The organism is Aureimonas sp. AU22 (assembly GCF_001463745.1).
Lineage (GTDB): Bacteria > Pseudomonadota > Alphaproteobacteria > Rhizobiales > Rhizobiaceae > Aureimonas.
This window is the reverse complement of sequence record NZ_BBWJ01000018.1, coordinates 1-24,832: the sequence shown is the minus strand read 5'-3', so window position 1 is coordinate 24,832 and position 24,832 is coordinate 1. Positions and strand designations below refer to the sequence as shown.

19 protein-coding genes, 1 tRNA gene and 1 pseudogene are annotated in these 24,832 nt (G+C 65.7%); 6 read left to right on the top strand and 15 right to left on the bottom strand.

Annotated features, from left to right (window positions below; translation table 11 throughout):
- Positions 1–87 precede the first annotated feature (87 nt).
- Both AUL34_RS07140 and AUL34_RS07135 read left to right on the top strand, forming a co-directional pair.
- Positions 88–834 (top strand): superoxide dismutase, encoded by a 747-nt coding sequence (locus AUL34_RS07140; protein ID WP_082653216.1) that lies wholly within the window; start codon positions 88–90, stop codon positions 832–834.
- Between the two features lie 238 nt (positions 835–1,072).
- Positions 1,073–2,113: an HWE histidine kinase domain-containing protein gene (locus tag AUL34_RS07135; RefSeq protein ID WP_061932669.1), complete on the top strand. Its 1,041-nt coding sequence runs from the start codon at positions 1,073–1,075 to the stop codon at positions 2,111–2,113.
- Positions 2,114–2,132: 19 nt separating this feature from the next.
- On the opposite strand, the gene AUL34_RS07130 is transcribed toward AUL34_RS07135, so the two are convergent.
- The 3 genes and pseudogenes from AUL34_RS07130 to lon form a co-directional block, all read right to left on the bottom strand.
- On the bottom strand, positions 2,133–3,278 hold the full coding sequence (locus AUL34_RS07130) for an amidohydrolase (protein ID WP_061932667.1): 1,146 nt from the start codon (positions 3,276–3,278) through the stop codon (positions 2,133–2,135).
- A 123-nt stretch (positions 3,279–3,401) separates the two neighbouring features.
- The gene (locus AUL34_RS07125) at positions 3,402–3,704 is read right to left on the bottom strand and encodes an HU family DNA-binding protein (protein ID WP_061932665.1); all 303 of its coding nucleotides are present in this window, start codon (positions 3,702–3,704) and stop codon (positions 3,402–3,404) included.
- A gap of 172 nt (positions 3,705–3,876) precedes the next feature.
- Positions 3,877–6,201 (bottom strand): annotated as a pseudogene (gene lon / locus AUL34_RS07120) (endopeptidase La); the annotation flags it as partial.
- Here lon and AUL34_RS23080 point away from each other — a divergent pair.
- Complete coding sequence (locus AUL34_RS23080) at positions 6,152–6,256, top strand: hypothetical protein (RefSeq protein WP_370539031.1); 105 nt, start codon at positions 6,152–6,154, stop codon at positions 6,254–6,256. The pseudogene lon and the gene AUL34_RS23080 overlap by 50 nt on opposite strands.
- Positions 6,257–6,547: 291 nt before the next feature.
- Here AUL34_RS23080 and clpX read toward each other — a convergent pair whose 3' ends face one another.
- From clpX to AUL34_RS07090, 6 genes are all read right to left on the bottom strand, one after another.
- Complete coding sequence (gene clpX, locus AUL34_RS07115) at positions 6,548–7,816, bottom strand: ATP-dependent Clp protease ATP-binding subunit ClpX (RefSeq protein ID WP_061932661.1); 1,269 nt, start codon at positions 7,814–7,816, stop codon at positions 6,548–6,550.
- 244 nt (positions 7,817–8,060) lie between these two features.
- Positions 8,061–8,693 (bottom strand): ATP-dependent Clp protease proteolytic subunit, encoded by a 633-nt coding sequence (locus tag AUL34_RS07110; RefSeq protein ID WP_061932659.1) that lies wholly within the window; start codon positions 8,691–8,693, stop codon positions 8,061–8,063.
- A 143-nt stretch (positions 8,694–8,836) separates the two neighbouring features.
- Positions 8,837–11,197, bottom strand: a complete 2,361-nt coding sequence (locus AUL34_RS07105) for a mechanosensitive ion channel domain-containing protein (protein ID WP_192845709.1) — start codon at positions 11,195–11,197, stop codon at positions 8,837–8,839.
- A gap of 184 nt (positions 11,198–11,381) precedes the next feature.
- Complete coding sequence (tig, locus tag AUL34_RS07100; RefSeq protein ID WP_061932765.1) at positions 11,382–12,740, bottom strand: trigger factor; 1,359 nt, start codon at positions 12,738–12,740, stop codon at positions 11,382–11,384.
- 207 nt (positions 12,741–12,947) lie between these two features.
- A complete protein-coding gene (locus AUL34_RS21835) occupies positions 12,948–14,168 on the bottom strand; it encodes a glycosyltransferase 61 family protein (protein WP_082653215.1) in 1,221 nt (406 codons plus the stop codon).
- A gap of 212 nt (positions 14,169–14,380) precedes the next feature.
- A tRNA-Leu gene (locus AUL34_RS07090) sits at positions 14,381–14,464 on the bottom strand.
- Positions 14,465–14,788: 324 nt separating this feature from the next.
- Here AUL34_RS07090 and AUL34_RS21830 point away from each other — a divergent pair.
- Positions 14,789–14,932: a DUF1127 domain-containing protein gene (locus AUL34_RS21830; RefSeq protein ID WP_082653214.1), complete on the top strand. Its 144-nt coding sequence runs from the start codon at positions 14,789–14,791 to the stop codon at positions 14,930–14,932.
- Positions 14,933–15,107: 175 nt separating this feature from the next.
- Positions 15,108–16,523: a methylenetetrahydrofolate--tRNA-(uracil(54)-C(5))-methyltransferase (FADH(2)-oxidizing) TrmFO gene (trmFO, locus tag AUL34_RS07085; protein WP_061932653.1), complete on the top strand. Its 1,416-nt coding sequence runs from the start codon at positions 15,108–15,110 to the stop codon at positions 16,521–16,523.
- A 12-nt stretch (positions 16,524–16,535) separates the two neighbouring features.
- Here trmFO and AUL34_RS07080 read toward each other — a convergent pair whose 3' ends face one another.
- From AUL34_RS07080 to yajC, 5 genes are all read right to left on the bottom strand, one after another.
- Complete coding sequence (locus AUL34_RS07080; RefSeq protein ID WP_061932651.1) at positions 16,536–18,272, bottom strand: DUF4153 domain-containing protein; 1,737 nt, start codon at positions 18,270–18,272, stop codon at positions 16,536–16,538.
- 24 nt (positions 18,273–18,296) lie between these two features.
- A complete protein-coding gene (locus AUL34_RS07075; protein WP_061932649.1) occupies positions 18,297–19,127 on the bottom strand; it encodes a phytoene/squalene synthase family protein in 831 nt (276 codons plus the stop codon).
- The gene (locus AUL34_RS07070; protein WP_061932647.1) at positions 19,124–19,507 is read right to left on the bottom strand and encodes an Mth938-like domain-containing protein; all 384 of its coding nucleotides are present in this window, start codon (positions 19,505–19,507) and stop codon (positions 19,124–19,126) included. Before AUL34_RS07070 ends, AUL34_RS07075 begins: the two co-directional genes overlap by 4 nt.
- Position 19,508: 1 nt before the next feature.
- A complete protein-coding gene (gene secD / locus AUL34_RS07065) occupies positions 19,509–22,097 on the bottom strand; it encodes a protein translocase subunit SecD (RefSeq protein WP_061932645.1) in 2,589 nt (862 codons plus the stop codon).
- Positions 22,098–22,219: 122 nt separating this feature from the next.
- Entirely contained in the window at positions 22,220–22,561 is a 342-nt protein-coding gene (gene yajC, locus AUL34_RS07060) for a preprotein translocase subunit YajC (protein WP_061932643.1), read from the bottom strand.
- A 144-nt stretch (positions 22,562–22,705) separates the two neighbouring features.
- On the opposite strand from yajC, the gene AUL34_RS07055 reads away from it, so the two are divergent.
- Positions 22,706–23,578 carry an ATP-binding protein gene (locus AUL34_RS07055; RefSeq protein ID WP_061932641.1) on the top strand — a complete coding sequence of 291 codons (873 nt, stop codon included), beginning with the start codon at positions 22,706–22,708 and terminating at the stop codon, positions 23,576–23,578.
- A 67-nt stretch (positions 23,579–23,645) separates the two neighbouring features.
- On the opposite strand, the gene AUL34_RS07050 is transcribed toward AUL34_RS07055, so the two are convergent.
- On the bottom strand, positions 23,646–24,832 hold a 1,187-nt coding region (locus AUL34_RS07050; RefSeq protein ID WP_061932639.1), incomplete at its 5' end, for a M23 family metallopeptidase.

The window sequence follows — 24,832 nt, the reverse complement described above, 5'->3', positions numbered from 1 at the left end:
GTGGCGGTCGATCACGACTTGTTTTTGCAACGTCGCGATCTGAGCGCCCGTTCCGCAGGGGCTTACGAACCCCTGCGGAGTATCTGAATGCGTCGTCTGAAGCTCACCGGACCCCTCGCTGCGCTGGCACTGACTGCCGGCGTGATCGCCCCCCTGCATGCCGTGCAGGCGCAGCAGTCGCCGCCTGCGGCAGCGGATACGGCTGCCCAGTCCGAGCCATTCTCGCTCCCGGCTCTCCCCTACGCCTACGACGCGCTGGCGCCGGTCATCGACGCCAAGACGATGGAACTGCACCATTCCAAGCACCATCAGGCCTTCGTCACGGCGTTGAACGCGGCGGCCAAATCCGATCCAGCGCTCGCCAATGTCTCGGTCGAGGACCTCGTCGCCACGGCGGGCCAGCGTTCGCCCGCCATTCGCAACAACGCTGGCGGACATTGGAACCATACGTTCTTCTGGCAGATCATGGCGCCGGAAGCCGATCGCGGCGAACCCTCGCCCGAACTGACGGCGGCGATCAACGAAGTCTACGGCTCCATGGACGAGTTCAAGAAGGCGTTCCAGGCCGCAGGCACCGGGCGCTTCGGCTCCGGCTGGGCATGGCTGATCGTGGACGGCGACAAGAAGCTGGCGATCACCTCGACGCCCAACCAGGACAACCCTTTGATGGATGTCGCGGAGACGCGCGGCACGCCGGTTCTCGGCAACGACGTGTGGGAGCACGCCTACTACCTCACCTACAACAACCGACGCGCCGACTACCTCTCGGCCTGGTGGGACGTGGTGAACTGGACGAAGGTGTCCGAGAACTACGCGAACGCCCTAGCGCGCTGACCGGACGACACGTCCGCTAAGACGGGAATGGGGCACCTGCGGGTGCCCCTTCTTTCCGGGGCCGCGATCCCATGACGCACGACAGGGAAACGTGGGTTCGCCGACCATCGGCGGAAACATTCGAAGTTGCGGCGGCTCTGGCCATTGCCTTCCGCCTTGGAACGTCGCAAGCCATGTAGCGGGGGTCTGGTTGAACACGACCACGGCGGCGATCCGGCACAGGCGGCATAGGCGACTTATGAGCAAGCAGGAACGCCAGCGGATCGGCAAGGAGCTGGACATCGCGAGCGGCGGCAGCGCCGATCCCTTCGCCTCCGCCGTCAGAACCACCCGCATGCCGATGATCATCACGGATCCGCTGGGCGACGACAACCCGATCGTCTTCTGCAACGACGCCTTCCTGCGACTCACAGGCTACGAGCGCGACGAGATCATCGGGCGCAACTGCCGCTTCCTGCAGGGTCCGGCGACGAACCGCGACGACGTCACGCGACTGCGCGAGGCGGTCGAGGCGCGACAATCCATCCAGATCGACATCCTGAACTATCGCAAGGACGGGTCGACGTTCTGGAACGCGCTTCTGATGTCGCCGGTCTTCGAAAACGGCGAACTGACCTACTTCTTCGCGTCGCAGTTCGATGTGACCGAGCGCAAACGGGCCGAGGAACACCGGTTTCTCCTCAATCGCGAACTCGATCACCGGGTCAAGAACACGTTGGCGACGGTCCAGAGCGTGGTCCTCCAGACCCTGCGCGACGCCCAGGTGCCCGCCAGCATCACGTCCGCCGTGTCCGGCCGGATCCAGGCGCTGGCGCGCAGCCACGACGTGCTGACTGCCGAGGCATGGGCCAGCGCGCTTCTCGGCGACGTGGTGATGGGCGCGCTCGAGCCGCTGCATTCCAGCGTCGGCGACCGCCTGACGGTCGAGGGGCCGGACGTGCGGTTGAAGCCGCGTGTTGCAACCATGCTTTCGCTTGCGGTCCACGAACTGGCGGAAAACGCGTCTCGTCACGGAAGCCTGTCGAACCAGACGGGCACGGTCGGCATCCGCTGGCGCATCGAGGACGACCAGCTGCATTTCGACTGGCATGAACAGGGGGGGCCGGCCGTCTCGCAGCCGTCGCGAACGGGCTACGGCATCCGCATCATCGAGCGGGTCCTAGCGGCGGAGTTCGGCGGAACGGCCACCGTCGACTTCGCGCCCGATGGCCTTTCGTTCCGCTTGAACGCCCCGCTTCACCCCCTCGCTCGAGAGGCGACGAGTTGGACCTTCGCCTAGTCGCCGGACGAGATCGGGCTCAGCCGAGAACGTCGCGGATCACCTGCTCGAAGATCGCGGCGCCGACCGGGATGAGCGCATCGGGAAAATCGTAGTCCGGATTGTGCAGCCGCGGACGATCGATCCCTGCGCCGAGGAACAGCATCGCCGAACGCGCGCAGTCCGCAAAGCGTCCGAAGTCTTCGGAAGGGTACATGGGTTGACCGGGCTCGTGTCGGATGCCCTGCGCGTCCAGAGCCGCTCTCAGCAGGTCCACGGCCTCGGGATGGTTCTCGCAGTGGCGGAACACGTCCTCGTAGCCGATCTCGAGCTGCAACCCATGGCGCTCGGCGCAACGCCTCGCTGCCGCCTCCGCCTCCATGCAAAGCGCATCCATGCGCTCGTCCCGCAGGGTTCGCAGCGTCGCCCAGATCTCCCCATGACCGGGCGCGATGCCGAAGGCTGGCTCGCCGAGACGCGCATGGGTCACCGTGACGAGCCGAAACGCCTCGTCCAAGGGACCGCCAGCGCCGAGAGTCGGGAGAGCTTCCAGCAGCTCGGCGAGCGCCGGCCGAGGCGACACTCCGTCCCAGGGCATCGACGCGTGCGCGGTGCGGCCGTTCAGGACGATCCGCATGCCGCGCGAGGCGCAGTTCACCGGGCCAGAACGGAGGGCAACCTCGCCGAAGGCTAGTCCCGGCAGGTTGTGGAGCGAGAAAGCATAGTCGGGCGAGATGGCCGCGAAACGCGGATCCGCGATGACGCGCGCGGCGCCCTCACCCGTCTCTTCGGCAGGTTGGAAGAGAAGAACCACCCGCCCCTTGGCCGGACGGCGTTCGGCAAGCCGGCGCGCCACGAGTGCGAGGATCGCGCTGTGCCCGTCATGGCCGCAGAGATGCGCGACGCCGTGATGGCGAGACCGATGCGGGCGTTCGCCGATCTCGAGGATCGGCAGGGCATCGAGTTCGGATCGCAGGAGAAGGGTCGGGCCTGCGGCTAACCCGGCGAAAACGGCGGCGACGCCATGGCCGCCCAGCCCGGAAAGGATATCATCGGGACCGCATCCGCGAATGAACTCCGCAAGGAGCAGCGCGGTGCCGGCTTCCTCGTTGGAAACTTCGGGATGGGCGTGCAGATGGTGCCGAAGCGCGACGATTTCCGTCAGCAAGGCGCCGGGCAGTTGCATGAGGATCCTCGCCGGGTTCCGCCGATGGGAGTGGGAGGCGATACGGGCGGCCGGGGCAACAGGCCGCCGTCGTCCGGGGTGGCGGCGGGGACGCCGATCCGACGTCCCCGCCTCCGGAATGGATTACTTGGCTTTGGTCTTCGGAGCGGACTCGACGTTCACCGCGTCCTTCAGGCCCTTGCCGGGCGTGAACTTGGCGACGTTGCGGGCCGGAATGTCGACCTCTGCGCCGGTCGACGGGTTGCGGCCCTTGGAAGCCGCGCGATGCGAAACGGAGAACGTGCCGAAGCCGACGAGGCGGACGTCGTCGCCCTTGGCCATCGCGTCCTGCAGCGCGTCGAAAACGGCGTCGACGGCCGTGGTGGCGTCCTGCTTCGAGAGCTTGGACCTGTCGGCTACCGCGGCAACCAGTTCGTTCTTGTTCATGCACAGTCTCCAGCGTTGAAAAAAGTCGAACCGACTCGGTGCGACACACTGCGTTAGAGAAGGTCGACCTTCAAGGCCGACATGGGGTCGAACCCGAGGAAACAAGGGCTTTGAACGAAAAATGCCGCCCAAAGGGCGGCATTTCTCACATTTCGGGTCGGCGGAACCGGAGTCAGTGCGCCACGGCGCCCTGCGAATCATCGGACTTGGCGGCAAGATGAGCCGCCGCGTCTTCCTCGGACCACTCGATCGGCGCGGGAACGCGGATCAGCGCGTGCTGAAGCACCTCGCCCATGCGCGAGACCGGCACGATCTCCAGGTTGTTCTTCACGTTGTCCGGAATGTCGGCGAGATCCTTGGCGTTCTCTGCCGGGATCAGAACCTTCGTCATTCCGCCGCGAAGAGCCGCGAGCAGCTTCTCCTTCAAGCCGCCGATGGGCAGCACCCTGCCGCGCAGCGTGACCTCTCCCGTCATCGCGATGTCCCGGCGCACCGGGATACCGGTCATCACGGAGATGATCGCGGTCGCCATGGCGATGCCTGCGGACGGTCCGTCCTTGGGCGTCGCCCCCTCCGGCACGTGGACGTGGATGTCCCGCTTGTCGAAGAGCGGCGGCTCGATGCCGTACTCGATCGCCCGGCTCCGGACATAGGACGCAGCGGCGGAGATGGACTCCTTCATCACGTCCTTCAGGTTGCCGGTCACCGTCATCTTGCCCTTGCCGGGCATCATGACGCCTTCGATCGTGAGGAGCTCGCCGCCGACTTCCGTCCAGGCCAGACCCGTGACCACGCCGACCTGATCCTCGGCCTCGGCCTCGCCGTAGCGATAGCGATGCACGCCGAGATAGTCGGCAAGGTTCGCCGCCGTCACCTCGACCGTCGTCACCTCGCCCTTCAGGATGCTCGTGACCGCCTTACGCGCCAGCTTGGACAGCTCGCGCTCATAGGAGCGGACGCCGGCCTCGCGGGTATAGCGACGAGCGATGTCGCGCAGGGCGTCCTCGCTCACCGAGAACTCCTGCGGCTGCAGGGCATGGTCCTTGATCGCCTTCGGCAGGAGGTGCCGCTTGGCGATCTCGATCTTCTCGTCCTCCGTGTAGCCGGCGATCCGGATCAACTCCATGCGGTCCATCAGCGGACCGGGGATGTTGAGCGTGTTCGCCGTTGTCACGAACATCGTCGACGACAGATCGTACTCGACCTCGAGGTAGTGATCCATGAAGGTCGCGTTCTGCTCGGGATCGAGAACCTCGAGCAGCGCCGACGACGGATCACCGCGGAAGTCCTGGCCCATCTTGTCGATCTCGTCGAGCAGGAAGAGCGGGTTGTTCCGCTTCGCCTTCTTGAGCGACTGGATCACCTTGCCCGGCATGGAGCCGATATACGTCCGACGGTGACCGCGGATTTCGGCCTCGTCCCGCACGCCGCCGAGGGCCATGCGCACGTACTCACGGCCCGTCGCACGTGCGATGGACTTGGCAAGCGACGTCTTGCCGACGCCCGGAGGACCGACGAGGCACAGGATCGGTCCCTTCAGCTTCGCCTGACGGCTCTGCACGGCCAGATACTCGACGATGCGCTCCTTGACCTTATCGAGGCCGTAGTGCTCCTCCTCGAGGATCTCCTCGGCGCGCTTCAGATCGATACGGATCTTCGACGCCTTGCCCCAGGGCAGGCCCAGCAGCCAGTCGAGGTAGTTGCGCACCACCGTCGCCTCGGCCGACATGGGGCTCATCTGACGGAGCTTCTTCAGCTCGGCCGAGGCCTTCTCCTTGCCTTCCTTGGAGAGCTTGGTCTTCTTGATGCGCTCCTCGATCTCGGCGAGCTCGTCACGGCCTTCCTCGCCGTCGCCGAGCTCCTTCTGGATCGCCTTCATCTGCTCGTTCAGGTAGTACTCGCGCTGGGTCTTCTCCATCTGGCGCTTGACGCGCGAGCGGATGCGCTTCTCCACCTGAAGAACCGAGATCTCGGCCTCCATGAAGCTCAGGGCGCGCTCGAGGCGCTCCTGCACGCTGACGATGCCCAGCATCTCCTGCTTCTCGGGAATCTTGATCGCGAGATGCGAGGCGACCGTGTCGGCAAGCTTGGAATAGTCGTCGATCTGGCCGGCCGCGCCGACCACCTCGGGCGAGATCTTCTTGTTCAGCTTGACGTAGTTCTCGAACTCCGAGATCACCGAACGCGCCAGCGCCTCGACCTCGACCGGGTCTTCCTCGACCTCGGGAACGATCGCGGCATTCGCTTCGTGCCAGTCGGTGCGATCCGTGAACCCGGTGATGCGCGCGCGGGACACGCCTTCCACCAGCACCTTCACGGTGCCGTCCGGCAGCTTCAGGAGCTGCAGCACGTTGGCAAGCGTGCCGAGGTCGTAGATCGCCTCGGGCGCCGGATCTTCGTCACCGGCGTTCTTCTGCGTCGCCAGCAAGATCTGCTTGTCGGCGCCCATGACCTCTTCGAGCGCCCGTATGGACTTCTCGCGCCCCACGAAGAGCGGGACGATCATATGCGGGAACACCACGATGTCGCGGAGCGGCAGGACCGGGTACTGACCGGTCTCGGCGGACGCATCGGCAGGGAATGTGGGGTCTGACATGCTAGTCCTTTCTGCGGCCTGGGCCGCCGGAGGCCCTTTCGCATCGGCCCATGTGGCACCGGATCGAAAGGCCCCTTCGCAGTGGCAATGTGGTCCCCGTTCCCCCTCCGTTCAACCCGTTCGAAACGTCGCGGATCGCTATGGCGGTGAACGGTGCGGTCGGCGAACCGACCCTTCAAAAAGTTAAGCCCGCCCCGGCGCTCCGGAGCGGGCTCGAAAGGTTCAATGGATCGAACTGGCCGGTGCGTCAGGCACTCGCGGTCTCTTTCTCGTCCTTCCGGTCCGAGTAGATGTAGAGAGGCCGCGCATTGCCATCGATGACCTCTTCCGAGATCACGACCTCCTGAACCCCTTCCAGGGTCGGCAGATCGAACATCGTGTCCAGCAGCATGGATTCCATGATGGACCGCAGGCCGCGAGCACCGGTCTTGCGCTCGATCGCCTTGCGGGCGATCGCCTTCAGGGCGTCCTCGTGGAAGGAGAGCTCGACGTTCTCCATCTCGAACAGACGCTGGTACTGCTTGACCAACGCATTCTTTGGCTCGACCAGGATCTGGACAAGCGCCGGCTCGTCGAGATCCTCGAGCGTCGCCAGGACCGGCAGACGGCCGACGAACTCGGGGATCAGGCCGAACTTCAAGAGATCCTCGGGCTCCACCTTGCGGAAGAGCTCGCCGGTCCGGCGATCCTCGGGGCTTTCGACGCTGGCGCCAAAACCGATCGAGGTCTTGCGGCCGCGATCGGAAATGATCCGGTCGAGGCCTGCGAAGGCGCCGCCGCAGATGAACAGGATGTTGGCCGTATCCACCTGCAGGAACTCCTGCTGCGGATGCTTGCGGCCACCCTGCGGAGGCACGGAGGCGACTGTGCCTTCCATGATCTTCAGAAGCGCCTGCTGGACGCCCTCACCCGACACGTCGCGCGTGATCGAGGGGTTGTCGGACTTGCGGCTGATCTTGTCGATCTCGTCGATGTAGACGATGCCGCGCTGCGCGCGCTCGACGTTGTAGTCGGCCGACTGCAGGAGCTTGAGGATGATGTTCTCGACGTCCTCGCCGACATAGCCGGCTTCGGTCAGCGTCGTGGCGTCCGACATGGTGAACGGCACGTCGAGAATGCGGGCGAGCGTCTGCGCGAGCAGCGTCTTGCCGCAGCCGGTCGGGCCGATCAGCAGGATGTTGGACTTCGCCAGCTCGACGTCGTTGTTCTTCGACGCGTGGGCGAGCCGCTTGTAATGATTGTGGACCGCGACCGACAGCACCTTCTTGGCGAAGGACTGGCCGATGACGTAGTCGTCGAGGACCTTGATGATCTCCTGCGGGGTCGGCACACCCTCGCGCGACTTCACCATGGAGGATTTGTTTTCCTCCCGGATGATGTCCATGCAGAGCTCGACGCACTCGTCGCAGATGAAGACCGTCGGCCCGGCGATCAGCTTGCGGACTTCGTGTTGGCTCTTTCCGCAGAAAGAGCAGTAGAGCGTGTTCTTGCTGTCGCCGCCGCTCACTTTGCTCATCGTACTTCCTTCCGTTCCGCACCTCGGACATAGAGGTCCGGAGATAGGTCGAGTGACCCGTGACTCATCCTATGCTGCAACGCGCACAAAGCAACCGCCCGACACGGACGCAGGTCCGGCCTCGCCCTCCCCGCATCCGTGACAGTCTAGCGACGCTATCCTTGATCGACGCTTAATAGGGCCCGAGCCTCGAAATTTAGGCTCGGCTCATGGCGACATCAAGGACGAACGCAGCGCGCAGGCATCAGGACGAGATGGCCGCCTCGACCGCCTCACGCGTCGAGTGGACCTTGTCGATCAGGCCGAAATCCTTGGCCTCGTCCGACGTCATGAAATGGTCACGGTCCAGCGTGCGTTCAATGGTCTCGTAGTCCTGGCCGGTGTGCTGCACGTAGACCTCGTTGAGGCGGCGCTTCAGCTTGATGATGTCGAGCGCATGACGCTCGATATCCGAGGCCTGGCCGGAGAAACCACCCGAGGGCTGGTGCACCATGATGCGCGCGTTGGGCGTGGCGAAGCGCATGTCCTTGTGGCCGGCGCACAGCAGCAGCGAGCCCATCGACGCAGCCTGCCCGATGCAGAGCGTCGAGACGGCCGGCTTGATGAACTGCATCGTGTCGTAGATCGCCATGCCCGATGTCACCACGCCGCCGGGCGAGTTGATGTAGAGCGCGATCTCCTTCTTCGGGTTTTCCGCCTCGAGGAAGAGGAGCTGGGCGCAGACCAGCGTCGCCATTCCGTCCTCGATCGGGCCGGTGATGAAGATGACGCGCTCCTTGAGGAGGCGCGAGAAGATGTCGTAGGCCCGTTCGCCCCGGTTCGTCTGCTCGACGACCATCGGAACAAGGTTCATCATGGTCTCGACGGGATGCTTCATGGTGGTCTCTCGTGAAGGGGCTGGCCGACGCCGTGTCGGTCGAATCAAGCTCGGTATTTCGATCTCGTAGATAGGGCGCGCGGGGCGGCCAGCGCAAGAAGCGGCCCCAGCTTCGCGGCAAGCTCCACGCGGGGCGCGCGGTTTCAGCGTGACGGATCCCCGTCGTCGTCGCCGTCGTCCTTCGGATCCGGCGGAATCAGGGTGCCGTCCGGATTGCGGGTGACCGTCTTGGGCAGGGGTCGATGGGTGACCACCTTGTTCCCCGCCATGTCGAGCCCGCTGAACTCCGGCAGCGTCTCGTGCGGCGGCACGACGGCGGTCCGCGTGAAGGGGCTGTTGATGCCGCGCTCCGCCAGCAGTCCCTTGACGACCTCGCGGTAGACGCGGCCGACGCCCCACTGCTTTCCGGGAAGCGTGCGCACGCGCCCCCGCACCATGACCGCGTTGTCCTGGAGCGTCTCGACACCCAGCATTTCGAAGTCGGCGATGATGTTGATGCCCTCCGGCCCGCCGCGCACGCGCTCGAAGGCCTCTTGCATGACGTCCTTCACCTGCCCGACGTCCTCGCCGTAGGCGACGGACACGTCGGCGACGAAGTTCGAGAAGTCCTTGGTCATGTTGGCGACCTGATCCACCGACGAGAACGGAATCAGGTAGTAGGTGCCGTCGAGCGCGCGCAGGCTGACGGAGCGGATCGTCAGCTTCTCCACCACCCCCGACACGGCGCCAAGCTGCACCACGTCGCCTTCGTTCAGCGCGTTCTCGATCTGGATGAACGCGCCGGTGATGATGTCCTGAACCAGCTTCTGCGCACCGAAACCGACGGCGAGACCGACCACGCCGGCACCCGCCAGGAGCGGCGCGATGTTGATGCCGATCTGCGAGAGGACGAGCATCATGACGATCAGCGCAAGCGCGATCGTCAGCGCGTTTCGAAACAGCGACAGAAGCGTGCGCTCGCGCGCCGTGGGCACCGAACCGAAGTTCGGATTGAGGCGGTACTCGACCCAGGACGAGAACACGAGGTGGACGACGAAGCCAACGGTCAGGATCACGAGGGCGCCGATGAGCCCGCTCGAGAACCGGCGGCCAAGCGCACTCGACGCGAAATTGTCGAGGTCGATCAACGACCAGGCGTCCATGATCACGCCGATCACCACGGCGATGACGAGGATCCGCACCACAAGGAGGAGCTTCGGTATGAAGGAGTTGATGCGTCGTTCCAGAAGCGGGAAACGCTCGCGCGTCGCGGCGGAAACCCGGATGCCACGCACGATGACCTTCGTCAGGATCGAGACCACGAGGCCGCCCACGGCCATCGCCGCGACAGACACCAGCGAAGCGCTCAGCATGAACTGGAAGCCGTTGCGCGGACTGGAGATCCAGAGCGCGAAAAGCGCCGCGACGAAGGACGCCGCGAGCAGCCACCAGACATGGCCGAGCAGATGGTAGAAGCGAGACTGCGGGTTGCGCGCCCCTTCCCGGTAGGATCGCTGCAACCGAGCCTTGACCCGTTCGCGATTGGCCAGGATCAGCCAGAGCGTGAACAGGAACGATGCCGTCACGACGAGGAAGCGAACCGCGTTCGCCGCTGCGACGCTCGAGATCGACTGCACCACCGGCGCGACGAACAGGAATGTGTAGCCGAGCAGCGTGATGACGAGCGCGAGGCGCCGATACCAGTAGCGCGCCTGCCCGTCGCTGAAGGGCGTGAGCCGCAGCGGCGGCACATGCGGCGCCACGAAGGCCGCAAGGCCCACCTTGATCAGCTCCGTCAGCGCGAAGGCATTGAGGAACAGGGCCTCGTTGATATCAGGCGGTCCGCCGGTGAGAAACAGCGAGGTCGCATGTCCCGCGGCGGCGGCCAGAATGACGGTGAGCGCATCCGCCACCATCGCCACGCTCGCCAGGGCCAGCCGCAGAACCGGCGCCTTGGGTTTGGCGAGCGATCCGAGCCAGCGTGCGACGCGACGGCGGACGATGGCGAGAAGCCCGAGCGCCAGCAGGGTCGCGATCGCCACCGTCGATACGGGGAGGATCGCGTTCCACACCCGCGGCAGGTTGATGGACTGAGCGCCGGATAGGAAATAGCCGGCCTGCGCAGCCAGCGTGCCGACCTCGGTGGCACCTTGCTGGACGGCGGCAACCGCGGAGCGCGTATAGGCGGCAAGGTGGGCCGGCACCGACTCGGCAAGATCGGCCTCGCCCCCGAGGACCGCAGCCGCCGCCGGCTCCCCAGCCGGTGCAGCCTGGTAGGCGGACGCCTTGAGCGATTCGATCAGCCGATTGCGCGAGGCCTCGGTCTCGAGGATGCGGATCAGGTCATCGAGCTCCCGCCGCTCCTCGGCCGACGGCGTGCCGGACGCCTGGGCCGGAGCCGCGGTCTTCGGCATGCCCGGCAGGAGGTTCGGTACCTGCGCCGCAGCCCCTCCTTCGAGGATCGCCGACGAGACGAGGAAAAGAAGCGCGAGAAGCAGCGCTCGAACACCGGTGTGTCGGATCATGAAGCTCCGGTCCGTGGCGGGCATGGGTCTTCGGCGGGCGGCGCCAACGGGCGCCCCGATCGGTTCGATGCCCGAACTAGAGTCCGCATGCGACGATGCTATGGCGGTGGCGCAGAACTTTTCGCACGTGCGAACGAAAAAGGCCGCCTCGAGAGGCGGCCTTCGATGCGAATGCTTGGGGGCGTCAGGCGGCGGAGGAAAGCTCTTCCTCGTCGTCCTTCATCAGCTCGTCCTTGGTCACGGTCTTATCCGTCACGTTGACCGTGGCCAGCAGATGGTCGACGACCTTCTCCTCGTAGATCGGCGCGCGCAGGCTCTGGATCGCTTCCGGCGTCTTCCGGAAGTAATCGTAGACCTGCTGCTCCTGGCCCGGATACTGACGGACCTGCTCGATCACGGCGCGCTGCAGTTCCTCGTCGGAAACCGTGACGCCAGCCTTTTCGCCGATCTCCGACAGGACGAGACCCAGGCGCACACGGCGCTCGGCGAGCTTGCGGTACTCGGCCCGTGCCTTCTCCTCGGTCGTGTCCTCGTCCTCGAAGGTCTTGCCGCTCTGCTCGAGCTCGCGCGACACCTGGTTCCAGATGTTCGTGAACTCGGCCTCGACGAGCTTCTGCGGCAGCTCGAATGAGTATTCGGCGTCGAGCTGGTCGAGCAGCTGGCGCTTCACCTTCTGGCGCGTCGCCTGGCCGAACTGGCTCTCGATCTGGCCGCGCACGATCTCGCGCAGGCGGGCGATCGACTCGAGGCCGAGCTTCTTGGCCAGCTCGTCGTCGAGCTCCATCGCTTCCGGAGCGGCGACGGCCTTCACGGTCACGTCGAACACCGCGCTCTTGCCGGCGAGATGCGCCGCGCCGTAGTCCTCGGGGAAGGTGACGTTGACCGTCTTCTCTTCACCGGCCTTGGCGCCGAGGAGCTGGTCCTCGAAGCCCGGGATGAACTGACCCGAGCCGAGCACGAGGTTGGAGTCCTCGGCCGATCCGCCCTGGAACGCCTCGCCGTCGACCTTGCCGACGAAATCCATCGTCACGCGATCGCCGGTCTCGGCTGCACCGTCCTTCGGCTGGAAGGTGCGCGCGCTTTCGGCGATGCGGTTGACCTGCTCCTCGACTTCCTCGTCGGCGACCTCGACCACGGGCCGCTCGATCTTGATGCCGTCGGTCTCCTTCAGGTCGAAGGACGGCAGGGTCTCGTAGGCGACGGTGAAGCGGAAATCGCTCTCGCCGCGCAGGACCTTCTCGGCCTCGCCCTCGTCCTCGGTCATCTGGATCTCGGGCTGCATCGCCGAGCGCTCGTTGCGCTCCGCGATCACAGAGCGCGGCGTGTCGTTGATGATCTGGTTGACGATCTCGGCCATCACCGAGCGGCCATACGACTTGCGCATATGGCTCATCGGCACCTTGCCGGGGCGGAAGCCCTTGAGCTTGACCTGATCCTTGATCTCGTAGAGGCGAGTCTGCAGCCGCGCTTCCAGATCGGACGCCGGCACGACGATCTCGATCTCGCGCTTCAGGCCTTCGGCCTTGGTTTCCCTAACCTGCATCGTCAACCCTTTATGGTCTCGACCGGCAGCCCAAGTCCCGCCGCCGATCCTGAAGTGAATCTCGTTTGCCGCCAAGCCGGCGCGGGCCGAGAACCGGACCAGCACGCCACGGGCTGTCGGAACGCAACACCCATCACCCGGCCATCGGGCGCTTGTAGTGGAGGGCCACTGGGGGATCAAGTGGCGATAATGACGGCAAGGCTTGCATCACCGCGGCCGCGAAGGCCAGCCGCTTTTCGTCTTCCCGCGCACTTTTTGTGTCTTGGATCTTACCCGTTCACGGCCAATCCACCCGAATGCCAACCGCGTTGCAAGTGCAACGGCATAACGGCAATTAAACGGTTCTGGCAGACACGCGGCATCCTTGAAGTAGGTTCTAAGGTCCGTAACGGCTGACTTCAGATAGCCCACCTTAGAAAACGCACGCATCGGTGAAACGGAATTCGTTCGGAAGGTTTCGACGGCGATCTTCGGCCGTAGCAGCGTGACGCCTCGGTGGAACAAGGGAGATCCATCGGAAGAATTCTCTTTCACGGTGCCGAGGTATCGCGTCACGTTGGCGCGCAGGAATTGGCGTGACCGAGGACGGAGGACCCGCTCGAAAACGTAGGCCTGCTGCGACCGGGGAACCAGAACGACCGAGCCCATCATTCTCGATCCGAGAAGTTCAGCACCATGCGCAGCGGATCCCTCCGCGAAGACAATGGTTTCGGCCTTCCGATAGTGGTCCATCTGGACAGCGAAGGAATGCTGCTCAGGCCGAAACACCTCGAATCCTTCATCGGCGAGTACCGTCTCGAGGTAGGCCTCTCCCAAGATGGCTCCGACCTTAGGAAGTGCTGAGCGAGAAACGTAGATTTTCTTTGGTCGCTTGATCTGCCCACACAGCTCATCGAGGCGGGCGCTTGAAAAACGGCTCAGTTCATCGAGGTACGCATCCTTAGGCGCGCCGCCCCAACTCGCGCCCTGTTCGAACACATGAAGGCGCTCTACGATCGAGTTCACTCGGATTACGACTGAATTGTCAGCGTCGATTCCCAGGAACTCAAGGATGTCTCGGATGTAGGGGGCAGCACTTTGCAGATCTGGCGGGGTCGCCGTCTTGTCCGACGACACGAACAAGAACTTGTGTTTCCCTCCATGCGCGTGCGCTGGCACTATCCGGTGTACCATCTCGGACAAAAAATGCCCGAAGTGATCGTAGATCGGACCGGCGTAGTAGTAGTCTCCCGGCAGCCGAGCAGGATATTCAGCGTCCGCCTGAAAATGATCGTAGGGCGAGTCATGACGCAGGTGGCGGAAATGCTGCTGCGAGACATCGGTGAGAACCGGCCCCCCGCGGAAGCCGACCGGTGCATCAACAATTGGGTAGAGGTAAGCCTGTACCTTTGCATCTAAAAGGCATGTATACGCAACGTCCTTACTCATGCCCCTGGCGCCCCAAGTTTCACCAGATCGCAAAAAGCATGATGGCGTCGGATTTCTCAACCCCTCCCCTTGGAGGTTGCGTCCGGCTTCAATGCGTCGATGGCCTGGGAACGGTTGCACAGCCCTACGACTGACGATTGCCCGCGAAAAGCGATCTCGAACCCTAGCCACCGAATTCACGCGTGACACGTTCGAGAGTGTTACCACCAAGCTGGTGCGGATGGAGGGACTCGAACCCCCACGCTTTTGGCGCCAGAACCTAAATCTGGTGCGTCTACCAATTTCGCCACATCCGCAGCCCGCGCGGGTCCGGATCGGCATCGCGCGCCGTCGCTATAGCACCGGCCGGTGCAAACGACCATGCGAAAAAGGGCAGTTCCGTCCTCAGCATCGAAGCGGAACAGCAGGCGAGCCCCGCCCTCCCACCGACACTTAACAAACCGTTAATCGAACCCGCTCGCAGCTACGATCTCGCGCCATTGTGCGATGCACAAACTGCAAGGCTGCCATGCAATCGTCGGCATAACTGCTGCCGACTGAACCGATTATATTCAGCTCATCGAAGCGAAGGCGATCGGCTTTCGCTTCTCGGTCACAACGTTTGAGCCATCGGCAAACCCATGAACATCGTCCGCTCCTACAACAACTGGCGCCGTTTCCGCGAGACCTGCGCCGAGCTGAATCGGCTTTCGAGCCGCGAGCTCTCGGATCTCGGCATCGCGCGCTCCGACATCCGCGACCTCGCCCGTCAGGCGAGCCGCTAAACTTCGTATAGCTTTCGCGAGGGCCCATCCTCCTCCCAAAGGGCCCGAGCGGATCCGAGCCTGCGGTCTCCTCCTCCCATCCGCAGGCTTCCAAACGACACCCGCCGGTCCTCCCCTGGCGGGTGTTGTCGTTTCCGGGTGTTCCGTGCGAGCCCCCGCGGTGCTATGAAAAGCGATGGCACAAGATCCCATCCACATCGTCGGCGGCGGTCTCGCCGGCTCCGAAGCCGCGTGGCAACTGGCGACGAGCGGCGTTCCCGTCGTCCTGCACGAGATGCGCGGCACGCGCGGCACCGACGCGCACAAGACCGACGCGCTCGCCGAACTCGTCTGCTCCAATTCCTTCCGGTCCGACGACGCGGAAACGAACGCCGTCGGCGTGCTGCACGCCGAGATGCGCCTCGCCGGCTCGCTCATCATGCGATGCGCCGACGCCCATCAGGTTCCCGCCGGCGGCGCCCTGGCTGTGGACCGGGACGGGTTCGCCGAAGCGGTGACGGCAGCGCTCGAGGCGCATCCTCTGGTGAGCATCGCGCGCGAGGAAGTCGCGACGCTGCCGCCAGCCGAATGGGGCCAGACGATCGTCGCGACCGGCCCGCTGACGGCCGAGACCCTCGCCGAGGCTATCCGGGCCGAGACCGGCGCGGAGGCGCTCGCCTTCTTCGACGCCATCGCCCCGATCGTCCACTTCGACACGATCGACATGGGCAAGGCGTGGTTCCAGTCCCGCTACGACAAGGTCGGTCCCGGCGGAACGGGCAAGGACTACGTCAACTGCCCGATGGATCGCGAGCAGTACGAGGCCTTTGTCGCCGCACTGGTCGCGGGCGACAAGACCGAGTTCCGCGAGTGGGAGGGCACGCCCTATTTCGACGGCTGCCTGCCGATCGAGGTCATGGCCGAGCGCGGACCCGAGACGCTCCGCCATGGGCCGATGAAGCCGATGGGCCTCACCAATGCCCACAACCCGACCGTGAAGGCCTATGCCGTCGTCCAGCTGCGCCAGGACAACGCGCTCGGCACGCTCTACAACATGGTGGGTTTCCAGACGAAGCTGAAATACGCCGAGCAGGTCCGCGTCTTCCGCACCATTCCGGGTCTGGAGAACGCGGAATTCGCCCGCCTCGGCGGCCTGCACCGCAACACCTACCTCAACTCGCCGACGCTTCTCGACGGCACGCTGCGCCTGAAGAGCCGTCCGTCGCTGCGCTTTGCCGGCCAGATCACGGGCTGCGAAGGCTATGTCGAGTCGGCATCCGTCGGCCTGATGGCGGGACGCTTCGCGGCGGCCGAGGCGCTAGGCAACGCCGCTATCCCGCCGCCCGCAACGACCGCGATGGGCGCGCTTCTCGCGCACATCACTGGCGGACACCTTGCGACGGAGGAGGAAGGCGGCAAGCGCTCGTTCCAGCCGATGAACGTCAACTTCGGCCTGTTTCCGCCGGTCGAGGTGCCGCGCGAAGAGGGGAAGCGGCTGCGGGGCAAGGAGAAGACCATGGCCAAGAAACGGGCGATGTCGCGGCGCGCCCTGGCGGACTTCTCGGCCTGGCTCGCCGGCGAACGAGCTCCTCTACCCATAGCGGCGGAGTAGCTCGCGAACCGATCAGGGCTGGCTTGCCCATTCGCCGTGACGCAAGGCCAGCCACCCCTGCAGAAAGACCGGTGCGCCCTGCGCATTCCAGCGCACATGCGACAGACGCAGCCGAACGTTCCGGCCTTCCGGCGACCGCAGATCGAGCGAAAGCATCGGCAGAATGCCGGCGGACCCATCCGCATTCGGGGGAGAGAGCGAGGGTGCGAGCTCGAACCGATCCGTTCGACCGCGGTAGCTGACCACCATCCGGCCGTCCTCCAGCCGAACGGGCGCGGTCGCGGCATCCGCCCAGGCGGACGCGTCGGTGGCCGGAAGGATGCGATCGAAGCCTCCGATTTCCCAAGGCTGATCCACGGCAAAGCTTGCGTCCCGATCCTGAAGCGCCTGCGCTTCCAGCGTCGCGCCCTCACCGAGAACGGTGCGCAGCGCGGCCACCCGGCTCTCCGGCGCGCCTGTTCCGATCGCATGGAGCACCGGCGCGAGGCGATCGACCTCGTCCACCTGATCGAGGACATCGAGACGCGAGACGAGACTGTATCGCGCCGTCCCGTCGAGACTGCGCGTCGCGTCCGGACCACGCCGTAGAACCTCGCCATACCGTTCGTCGATCAGGGCCGCCTGGCTTCGCCCTACAGTGTCGGCGACGCCCCAAGGGCTAACCGTCGAGAGCACCAGCAGAACCGGTGGCACGGCGACGACGAGCCGGATGTCCGAACGCGTCCGCGGAATCGCCTGAAGCAGTACGGCAAGGCCGGCGGCCACACCGTATGCGACCGTGAAGTAGCGCTCGATCGTCCACCCTTCCCCGGCGATGCGGAGCGTGAGCGCATAGGCGAAAAGAGCGAGCGGGACGACCAGCATCGCGGCCCAGAAGCGCGAGAAGAAGCGGGCGGGCTGCGGCAGGTCGGCGAGATAGGGTTCGAGCCCGACGCGAAGCGACAGTACGAAGGCGGAATAGAGGAGGACGATCCAGCCGATCTCGTTCGTCGGCACCTCCCCGGTAGCCACGATCTTCGCGCCGTAGACGTGGATGATGACGCCTGCAATCAGCACCAACGGCGCCGTGACCCATTCGAAGAGGGGGCGAACCGCGCGCGCCAGCCTCTCGCTGGCGCCGTCATGCGCCTCGGCTTCGCCGGGATGGGGAATGCGGCCCAGCGCGAAGAGCGGGCCGACAAGGGTCAGGCCCGTCGTGAAGAGATGGGTGTAGGCCGAACTGCCGAGGCCGATCCCGAAGAGCGTCCGCACCATTTCGAAGATGGCGGTGAACCCGAGCAGGAAGATCAGCACGGAGAACCAGCCGAGCGTGACGCCGAGGGCGGTCCAGAGCGTGAAGTACCAGAAGGTGCGAGAGGAACCGCGCCCGAGAAACGGCGACAGGGGGAGCGCCGTCACGATGGCGATCGTCAGCGCGGGGCCATGGAGTAGGAACGGATGCGCGAAGCCGACGGCGGCGCCCACCACCGCCAGCCCTGCAAATCCGGCCAGTCGCGCGCGACCCAGCCCGGCCCCTCGGCTTTCCGCGAAAAGCGTCGCGGCGACCGAGGCCGCCGCACCGGCCGTCAGCGCCAGAAGCGCACGCGCCAGAGGATCGCCCGTATCGAGGTCCTCCGCGACGGCCCAGTTCGCGATCGCAGCGATCGCGCAGATCGCTACCGCCGCCGCAGGAAAGCGGAAGGTAGCCTGCCCTGCCCGCACCGCGAGCGAACGCAGGAGGCGGACAACGCGGGATAGGTCGAGCTTCAAGTCGGGCACTCCGTGGCGTCGCGCCTATCGGCGCATCGTTCGCCAATAGAACCAGAGACGACGGATCGGTTCCGACGCGGATGCGTTTTCGCGATCGATCGAACGGGCGGCAAACAGCGCGGGGAGCAAGGCCGGACGGATGGCGGCCGGTAGCTTTCCGACCGCGGCTTCGGCCTTCTGGAGATGCTCGCGCGCGTAGGCGATCAGGCCCTGTCGCACGGGTTCGGTGGGGGCACCCCCGACCAGCCATCCGGATGCGTCGATACCAGTGGCGGTCAGGAGATCCGCTGGAACGAACACCTGATGACGCGCGCGGTGCCGCGCCGCATCCCGGACCACGGACGCCGCACAGGCGGCGACGCCCGCGTGTCCCGCGGCGTCGGCGGCCTTCGGCGCCTCGTTTCGGTCCAGGATCATCGCCGCCAACATGACGACGGTCGACTGGGTCTCGCCGGCATAGGCTTCGAATTCCGGACGGTCGCCCATCGGGTCGGAGTAGAGGTCGAAGATCCGTGCGGCGAGGTAGCGGTCGAAGGCATCGACCGGCAGCGCGTAGCAGCGCACGGTATCGATCAGGGCCGTCGCAACGGGCGCCCCCTGCCCCGCTGCTTCGACGTCCGTATCCGCGGCTTCGAGGCGGTCGCGCCACCATTGCAGCCGGATCTCCCCCGGCAACGGTTGGGTCACGTGATCGCGAATCGCCGCAGTCTCGGACGCGAACGCATAGAGCGCCCAGAGGCCGTTGCGCCGGTCCTCCGGTGCGAAGCCGACCGAAACGGCGCGATCGGGATCGCCCGCCTGCACGATGCGGGCGCACTCGGCATAGGCGTCGGCATATGCCGGGCTGTCCGTCATTCCACCGCCACGAGCGCGGCCGCGACCGGGCGGCCCTCCTGCAGCATGATGTTGTAGGTGCGCACGGCGGCGCCGGTCGACATCGGATCACACGAGATCTGACGCTCCCGCAGGCGCGCCAGCAGTGCGGCCGGGGGCCGGCGAATATCCTTACCGGTGCCGAAGAGGAGGAAACGGATGTCGTCCGCTTCCTCCAGAACCTTCATCAGCCGATCGCCGCTGAAGGGCTGCTCGGCCGTCGCCGACCAGCCGTAGATGCCGGACGGCAGGCAAAGGATCGACCCGCGGTGGGACATTTCGGCGAACCGGAATCCACCGTTTCCGTAGGCATCGATGGGCGCGCGGCGCGGGTAATGCGCGTCGCGGACTTCGCCTTCCACCTCAGGCCTGCCCGGCGCGCGGCGTCGTGCCGACGCGGGCCTTCTTGTCGGCTTCGGCGATATCCTTCGGGTCGCCGCCGCGGATCGTCTCCGGCCGAAGCTTGAAGTAGATCAGGACGGGCGCCGCGATGAAGATCGACGAGTAGACGCCGACCAGAACGCCGGCCAGCATCGGCGCCACGAAGACGCGGATCACGTCGCCGCCGAACCCATAGAGCGCCACCAGCGCCAGTACCAGCGTCACCGCCGTCAGCATCGTGCGCGACAGCGTCTCATTGAGCGAGCGGTCGATGATCTCCGAAATCGGCATCTTCTTGTATTTACGAAGGTTCTCGCGGATCCGGTCGAACACGACGACGGTGTCGTTCAGCGAGTAGCCGACGATCGTGAGCAGCGCCGCGATCGAGGTCAGGTTGAACTCGAGTTGCGAGACGACGAGGAAGCCGATCGTCATCGCCACGTCGTGCGCCGTGGCAAGCAAGGCGCCGATGGCGAACTGCCACTCGAACCGTATCCAGACGTATGCCGCGATGGCGAGCAGCGATGCGGCGACGCCGATCACCGCCGCCCATGCGAGCTCGCCGGAAACCGTCGGGCCGACGACCTCCACGCGCTCGAAATCGTAGTCGTTCTGCAAGGCCGCGCGCACCGCATTGACGCTCGCCTGCGGCGTCTGAAGGTCCTGCTCCTGAACCGCATAGCGGATCAGCACGTCCTGCGACGAGCCGAACTCCTGGACCTGGATATCGCCCTCGATGATAGGCGAGAGGTCCTCGCGAATCTTTCCGACGTCGGCTTCCGGCGCCTTGGACTTCACCTCCAGCACCGTGCCGCCGGTGAAGTCGATGCCGAAGTTCAAGCCGCCGACGAAGAGGCTGCCGATCGAGGCGACCGACAGGCCGATGGTGATCGCGAAGGCCCATTTGCGGATCGCCATGAAGCGGAACGACGTGCCGTGCGGCACGAAGTTGAACCAGCCCTTCGGCACTTCCTTCGGACGACGCTTCTTCACCCAGAAGGCCACCATCCAGCGCGTCAGGGTAAGCGCGGTGAAGATGGTCGTGAAGATGCCGAGCGCCAGCGTCACGGCGAAACCGCGCACCGGCCCCGAGCCGAGGAAGAACAGGATTACCGCCGCGATCAGCGTTGTGACGTTGGCATCCATGATCGTGCCGAGCGCCTTGTGGAAACCGGCGTCGATCGACTGGACCACCGAGCGCCCGTTCCGTCGCTCTTCGAGGATGCGCTCGTAGATCAGAACGTTCGAATCGACGGCCATGCCCATGGTGAGCACGATGCCAGCGATGCCGGGCAGCGTCAGCGTCGAGCCGAGGACCGACAGAAGCGCCACGAGAAGGACGACGTTCACGAGCAGCGCGATGTTCGCGATGATGCCGAGGAAGCCGTAGGCGATGAACATGAAGGCGATGACGAAGACGCCGCCGATGATGCCGGCGTTCTGTCCGGCCGCGATCGAATCCGCACCAAGGCCCGGTCCGACCGTGCGCTCCTCGATGATGTCGAGCGTCGCCGGAAGCGCGCCCGCCCGCAGCAGCACCGAAAGGTCGTTGGCCGACTGAACGGTGAAATTGCCCGAGATCTGCGCCTGGCCGCCGAGGATCGGCTCGCGGATATTGGGTGCCGAGAGTACCTTGTCGTCCAGAACGATCGCGAAGGGCCGACCGACGTTCTGCTGCGTCACTTCGCCGAAGCGCTGCGCGCCGCGCGAATCGAACCGGATGTTCACGACCGGCTGGTTGTTCTGCTGGTCGAAGCCGGGCTGCGCGTCGGTCAGGTTCTCGCCCGAGATCATCACCTGGCGCTGCACGAGGACGGGCAGCGGCGGCGTGTCGTTGGTCTCGAGAAGCTCGGAACCCGCCGGAACCGGCTGCTGCCCCGCCTTCACGGCTTCGGGCGAATTGTTCACGTCGACGAGGCGGAAGGTGAGCCGCGCGGTCTGGTTGAGGAGCGCCTTGAGGCGAGCGGGATCCTGCAGGCCCGGCACCTGGACCATGATGCGGTCGATGCCCTGGCGCTGGATCACCGGTTCCGTGGTGCCCAACTCGTCGACGCGACGGCGGACGACCTCGATCGACTGCGCCACGGCGGTCGAGAGGCGGTAATTGATGCCGGCGTCCGTCAGCGTCAGGCGGAACGAGCCGGGCTCCGTCTCGGCCAGCTCGGTCTCGGTGACGGAACCGCCCGCCAGGAGGCTGGTGGAGATCGGCGACGTCAGGTTCTGCAGCGCGGTCCGCGCGGCGGCACCGCCCGCGGGATCACGCAGGGTGAACTCGATGCCGTTGTTGCGCTCGGCGAGGTTGGCGAAACCGACGTTGCCGTTGCGCAGGGACAGCTGCACGTCGTCGCGAAGGCTCTGGAGCCGATCGTTGACGAGGGACGCGCGGTCCACTTCGAGGAGAACGTACGATCCACCCTGCAGGTCGAGGCCGAGCGTCATCGGCCGATCCGGCATGAAGCCCGGCAGCGCGTCCCGCTGGCCCTGCGTCAGCAGGTTCGGCATGGCGAACAGCACGCCGGCGACGACCGCGAGCCAGATGAGGACGGTTTTCCAGCGGGAGAAGTGAAGCATGACGTCCTCGAATCATGGCGAGGGGGCGAGTGGCTTCCGCCCCCGCCCGTTGCCGCCCTCGGGCGGATCGACGATGGGAAGGCCAGGGAAACCCGGCCTTCGGAATGCAACCTCGAAAGAGGTTATTTCGTGTTGGCGGCGACCGGCTCGCCCTTGGTGCGCACGTCGGCAATCATCGACTGCAGCACCCGGATCTTGGTCTGCTCCGAGATCTGGACCTCGAGCTCGCCGTTGTCCATCACCTTGGTCACCTTCGCGATAATGCCGCCGCCCGTCACCACCGTGTCGCCGCGGCGGATGTTGCGCAGCATCTCATCGCGCTTCTTCGCAGTCGTACGCTGCGGGCGAATGATCAGGAAATACATGATCGCGAAGACCGCGATGAAGGGCAGGATGCTGATGAGAATGCTCTCCGGCCCCCCGGCTGCGGCGGCGGTCTGGGCGAAAGCCGGCGTGACGAACATCAACTACTCCTCGGGCAGGACGGAAACGGGCGATCGCGCCCTTCACAAGTCGGCCGCAATATACGAACGGTCGGCACGATTGCAACATGAGCCGACGGGGCACGCGAGAGTGTTTCGCCGTCATCAGAAGGACATAGCGAGACTGTGACCTCGATCGAAGACAACCAGCTCGCTCTCCTGCGCCGCATTGCCGACGCGCTGGATCGCCTGGCGCCTGCTCCCCTGCCCGCCGCCGACCTCACCGGCGCGGACTGCTTCGTGTTCCAGCCGCCGGCGACCCTGCAGCCGGTGCCGAAGGTCAACCGCGTACCCGTCGAGTTGCTTCGCGGTATCGACCGCTCGCGCGAAATCCTTTTGGAGAACACGCGCCGCTTCGCCGCGGGCCTCTCGGCGAACAACGCCCTCCTCTGGGGAGCGCGGGGAATGGGCAAGTCCTCGCTCGTGAAGGCGGCGCATGAATGGTCAAACCGCGAGGCCGGCGCTGACGACAAGCCGCTGAAGCTGATCGAGATCCATCGCGAGGACATCGACCATCTTCCCGCATTGATGCAGGTGCTTCGGGTCCAGCCTTTCCAGATCCTTCTGTTCTGCGACGACCTGTCCTTCGATCACGACGACACGGCCTACAAGTCGCTCAAGGCGGCGCTCGATGGTGGCGTCGAGGGGCGGCCCGCGAACGTTCTCTTCTATGCGACCTCCAACCGCCGCCACCTCCTTCCGCGCACGATGATGGAGAACGAGCAGTCGACCGCGATCAATCCCGGCGAAGCGGTGGAGGAGAAGGTGTCGCTGTCCGACCGGTTCGGGCTGTGGCTCGGCTTCCACAAGTGTTCGCAGGACGACTACCTCGCGATGGTCGCCGGCTACGTCCGCGAAGGCGGCATCGAGGTGGAAGCGGAGACGCTGCGGGCCGAGGCCCTGGAATGGTCAACGACACGGGGCAACCGCTCGGGCCGCGTCGCCTATCAGTTCGTCCAGGATCTCGCCGGACGCCTCGGCCGGCGGCTGGACATCTGAGGCATCGAACGAAGAAGGCCCCGGCGCTGGGCGCCGGAGCCTTGGATGGGGGTCGCGTTCCTGCCGATCAGCGCAGGTAGGTCATCGGATTGACCGGCGAGGAGTCCTTGCGCACCTCGAAGTGCACCATCGGCGCATCGGCGTCGCCGGTCATGCCCGCCTTCGCGATCTCCTGGCCGCGCTTCACGGTGGAGCCGCGCTGCACCAGAATGTCGTCGGCATGGCCGTAGACGGTGACGAGGCCATTGTCGTGCTTCACGAGCACGGTCTTGCCGAACTCCTTCAGCCCCTCGCCCGCGTAGATCACGACGCCGTTCTCGGCGGCCTTGATCGGGGTGCCGCGGGGCACGGAGATGTTGAGGCCATCGTTGCGGCGCGAGCCGACCTTGTCGCCGAAGTTCTTCACGACGCGGCCCTGCACCGGCCAGCGGAACTGATCGATCCCGGTGGAAGCGGGAGCGAGAGAGGCCTCCTCCTTCGCCTCTTCCTTGGCGACCGTCGTGGGCTGAACGGGCGCAGCGGCCGCAACCGCGGTGTCGCTGGCCTTCGGCGCGGCCGGGGCTGCCGGCGCGGCGGCGACGGCTGCCGGCTGCGAAGCCTTGGGAGCCGGCGCAGTGGCGGTGGCATGCGGAGCCGCCGGGGCGGCGGAAGCGGCGACAGGCCGGTTGGCGGGCGCGGCGCGCGGAGCGGGGATCGCGGCGGCCTGTGCCTGGAGCGTCGTCGGCGGAGCGCCGAGCGAGGCAACGCGGGTGCCGGAAGCTGCGGGAGCGGCTCCGCCGGGAACCACAAGCGTCTGTCCGATCCGGATGTTGTCGCCGTCGAGGCCGTTCGCAGCACGAAGGTCCGCGACACTGGCGCCGGTGCGGCGGGCGATGCCGAGAAGCGAATCGCCCGGCTCGACCTTCACGCTGGCGCTGCGAGCACCGGACGACGAGGCCGCAGGCATCGCGCGAGACATGGAGGTCTGAGCGACCTGCGCCTGACCGACCGGGGCGGCGGCCTGGACGGGCGCCGGCGCGGGATAGGACGAGGCCGCCATCGGTGCGGTGCCGTAGGACGACGCCGGCGGGGGCGGCAGCGAGGAACGGCTCACCGCCGGGGTTTCCACCGCTGCGTAAGTCTGCGTCGGCTGCGCCTGGTATGTCGGCGCGGCCGGGGCAGCGGCGACCTGGGAATTCTGGATCGGAGCCTTCGGGATCGCTCCCGTATAGAAGCCGTCCTGCAGGCGGGTCGCATCCGCGCTGCAGCCTGCCG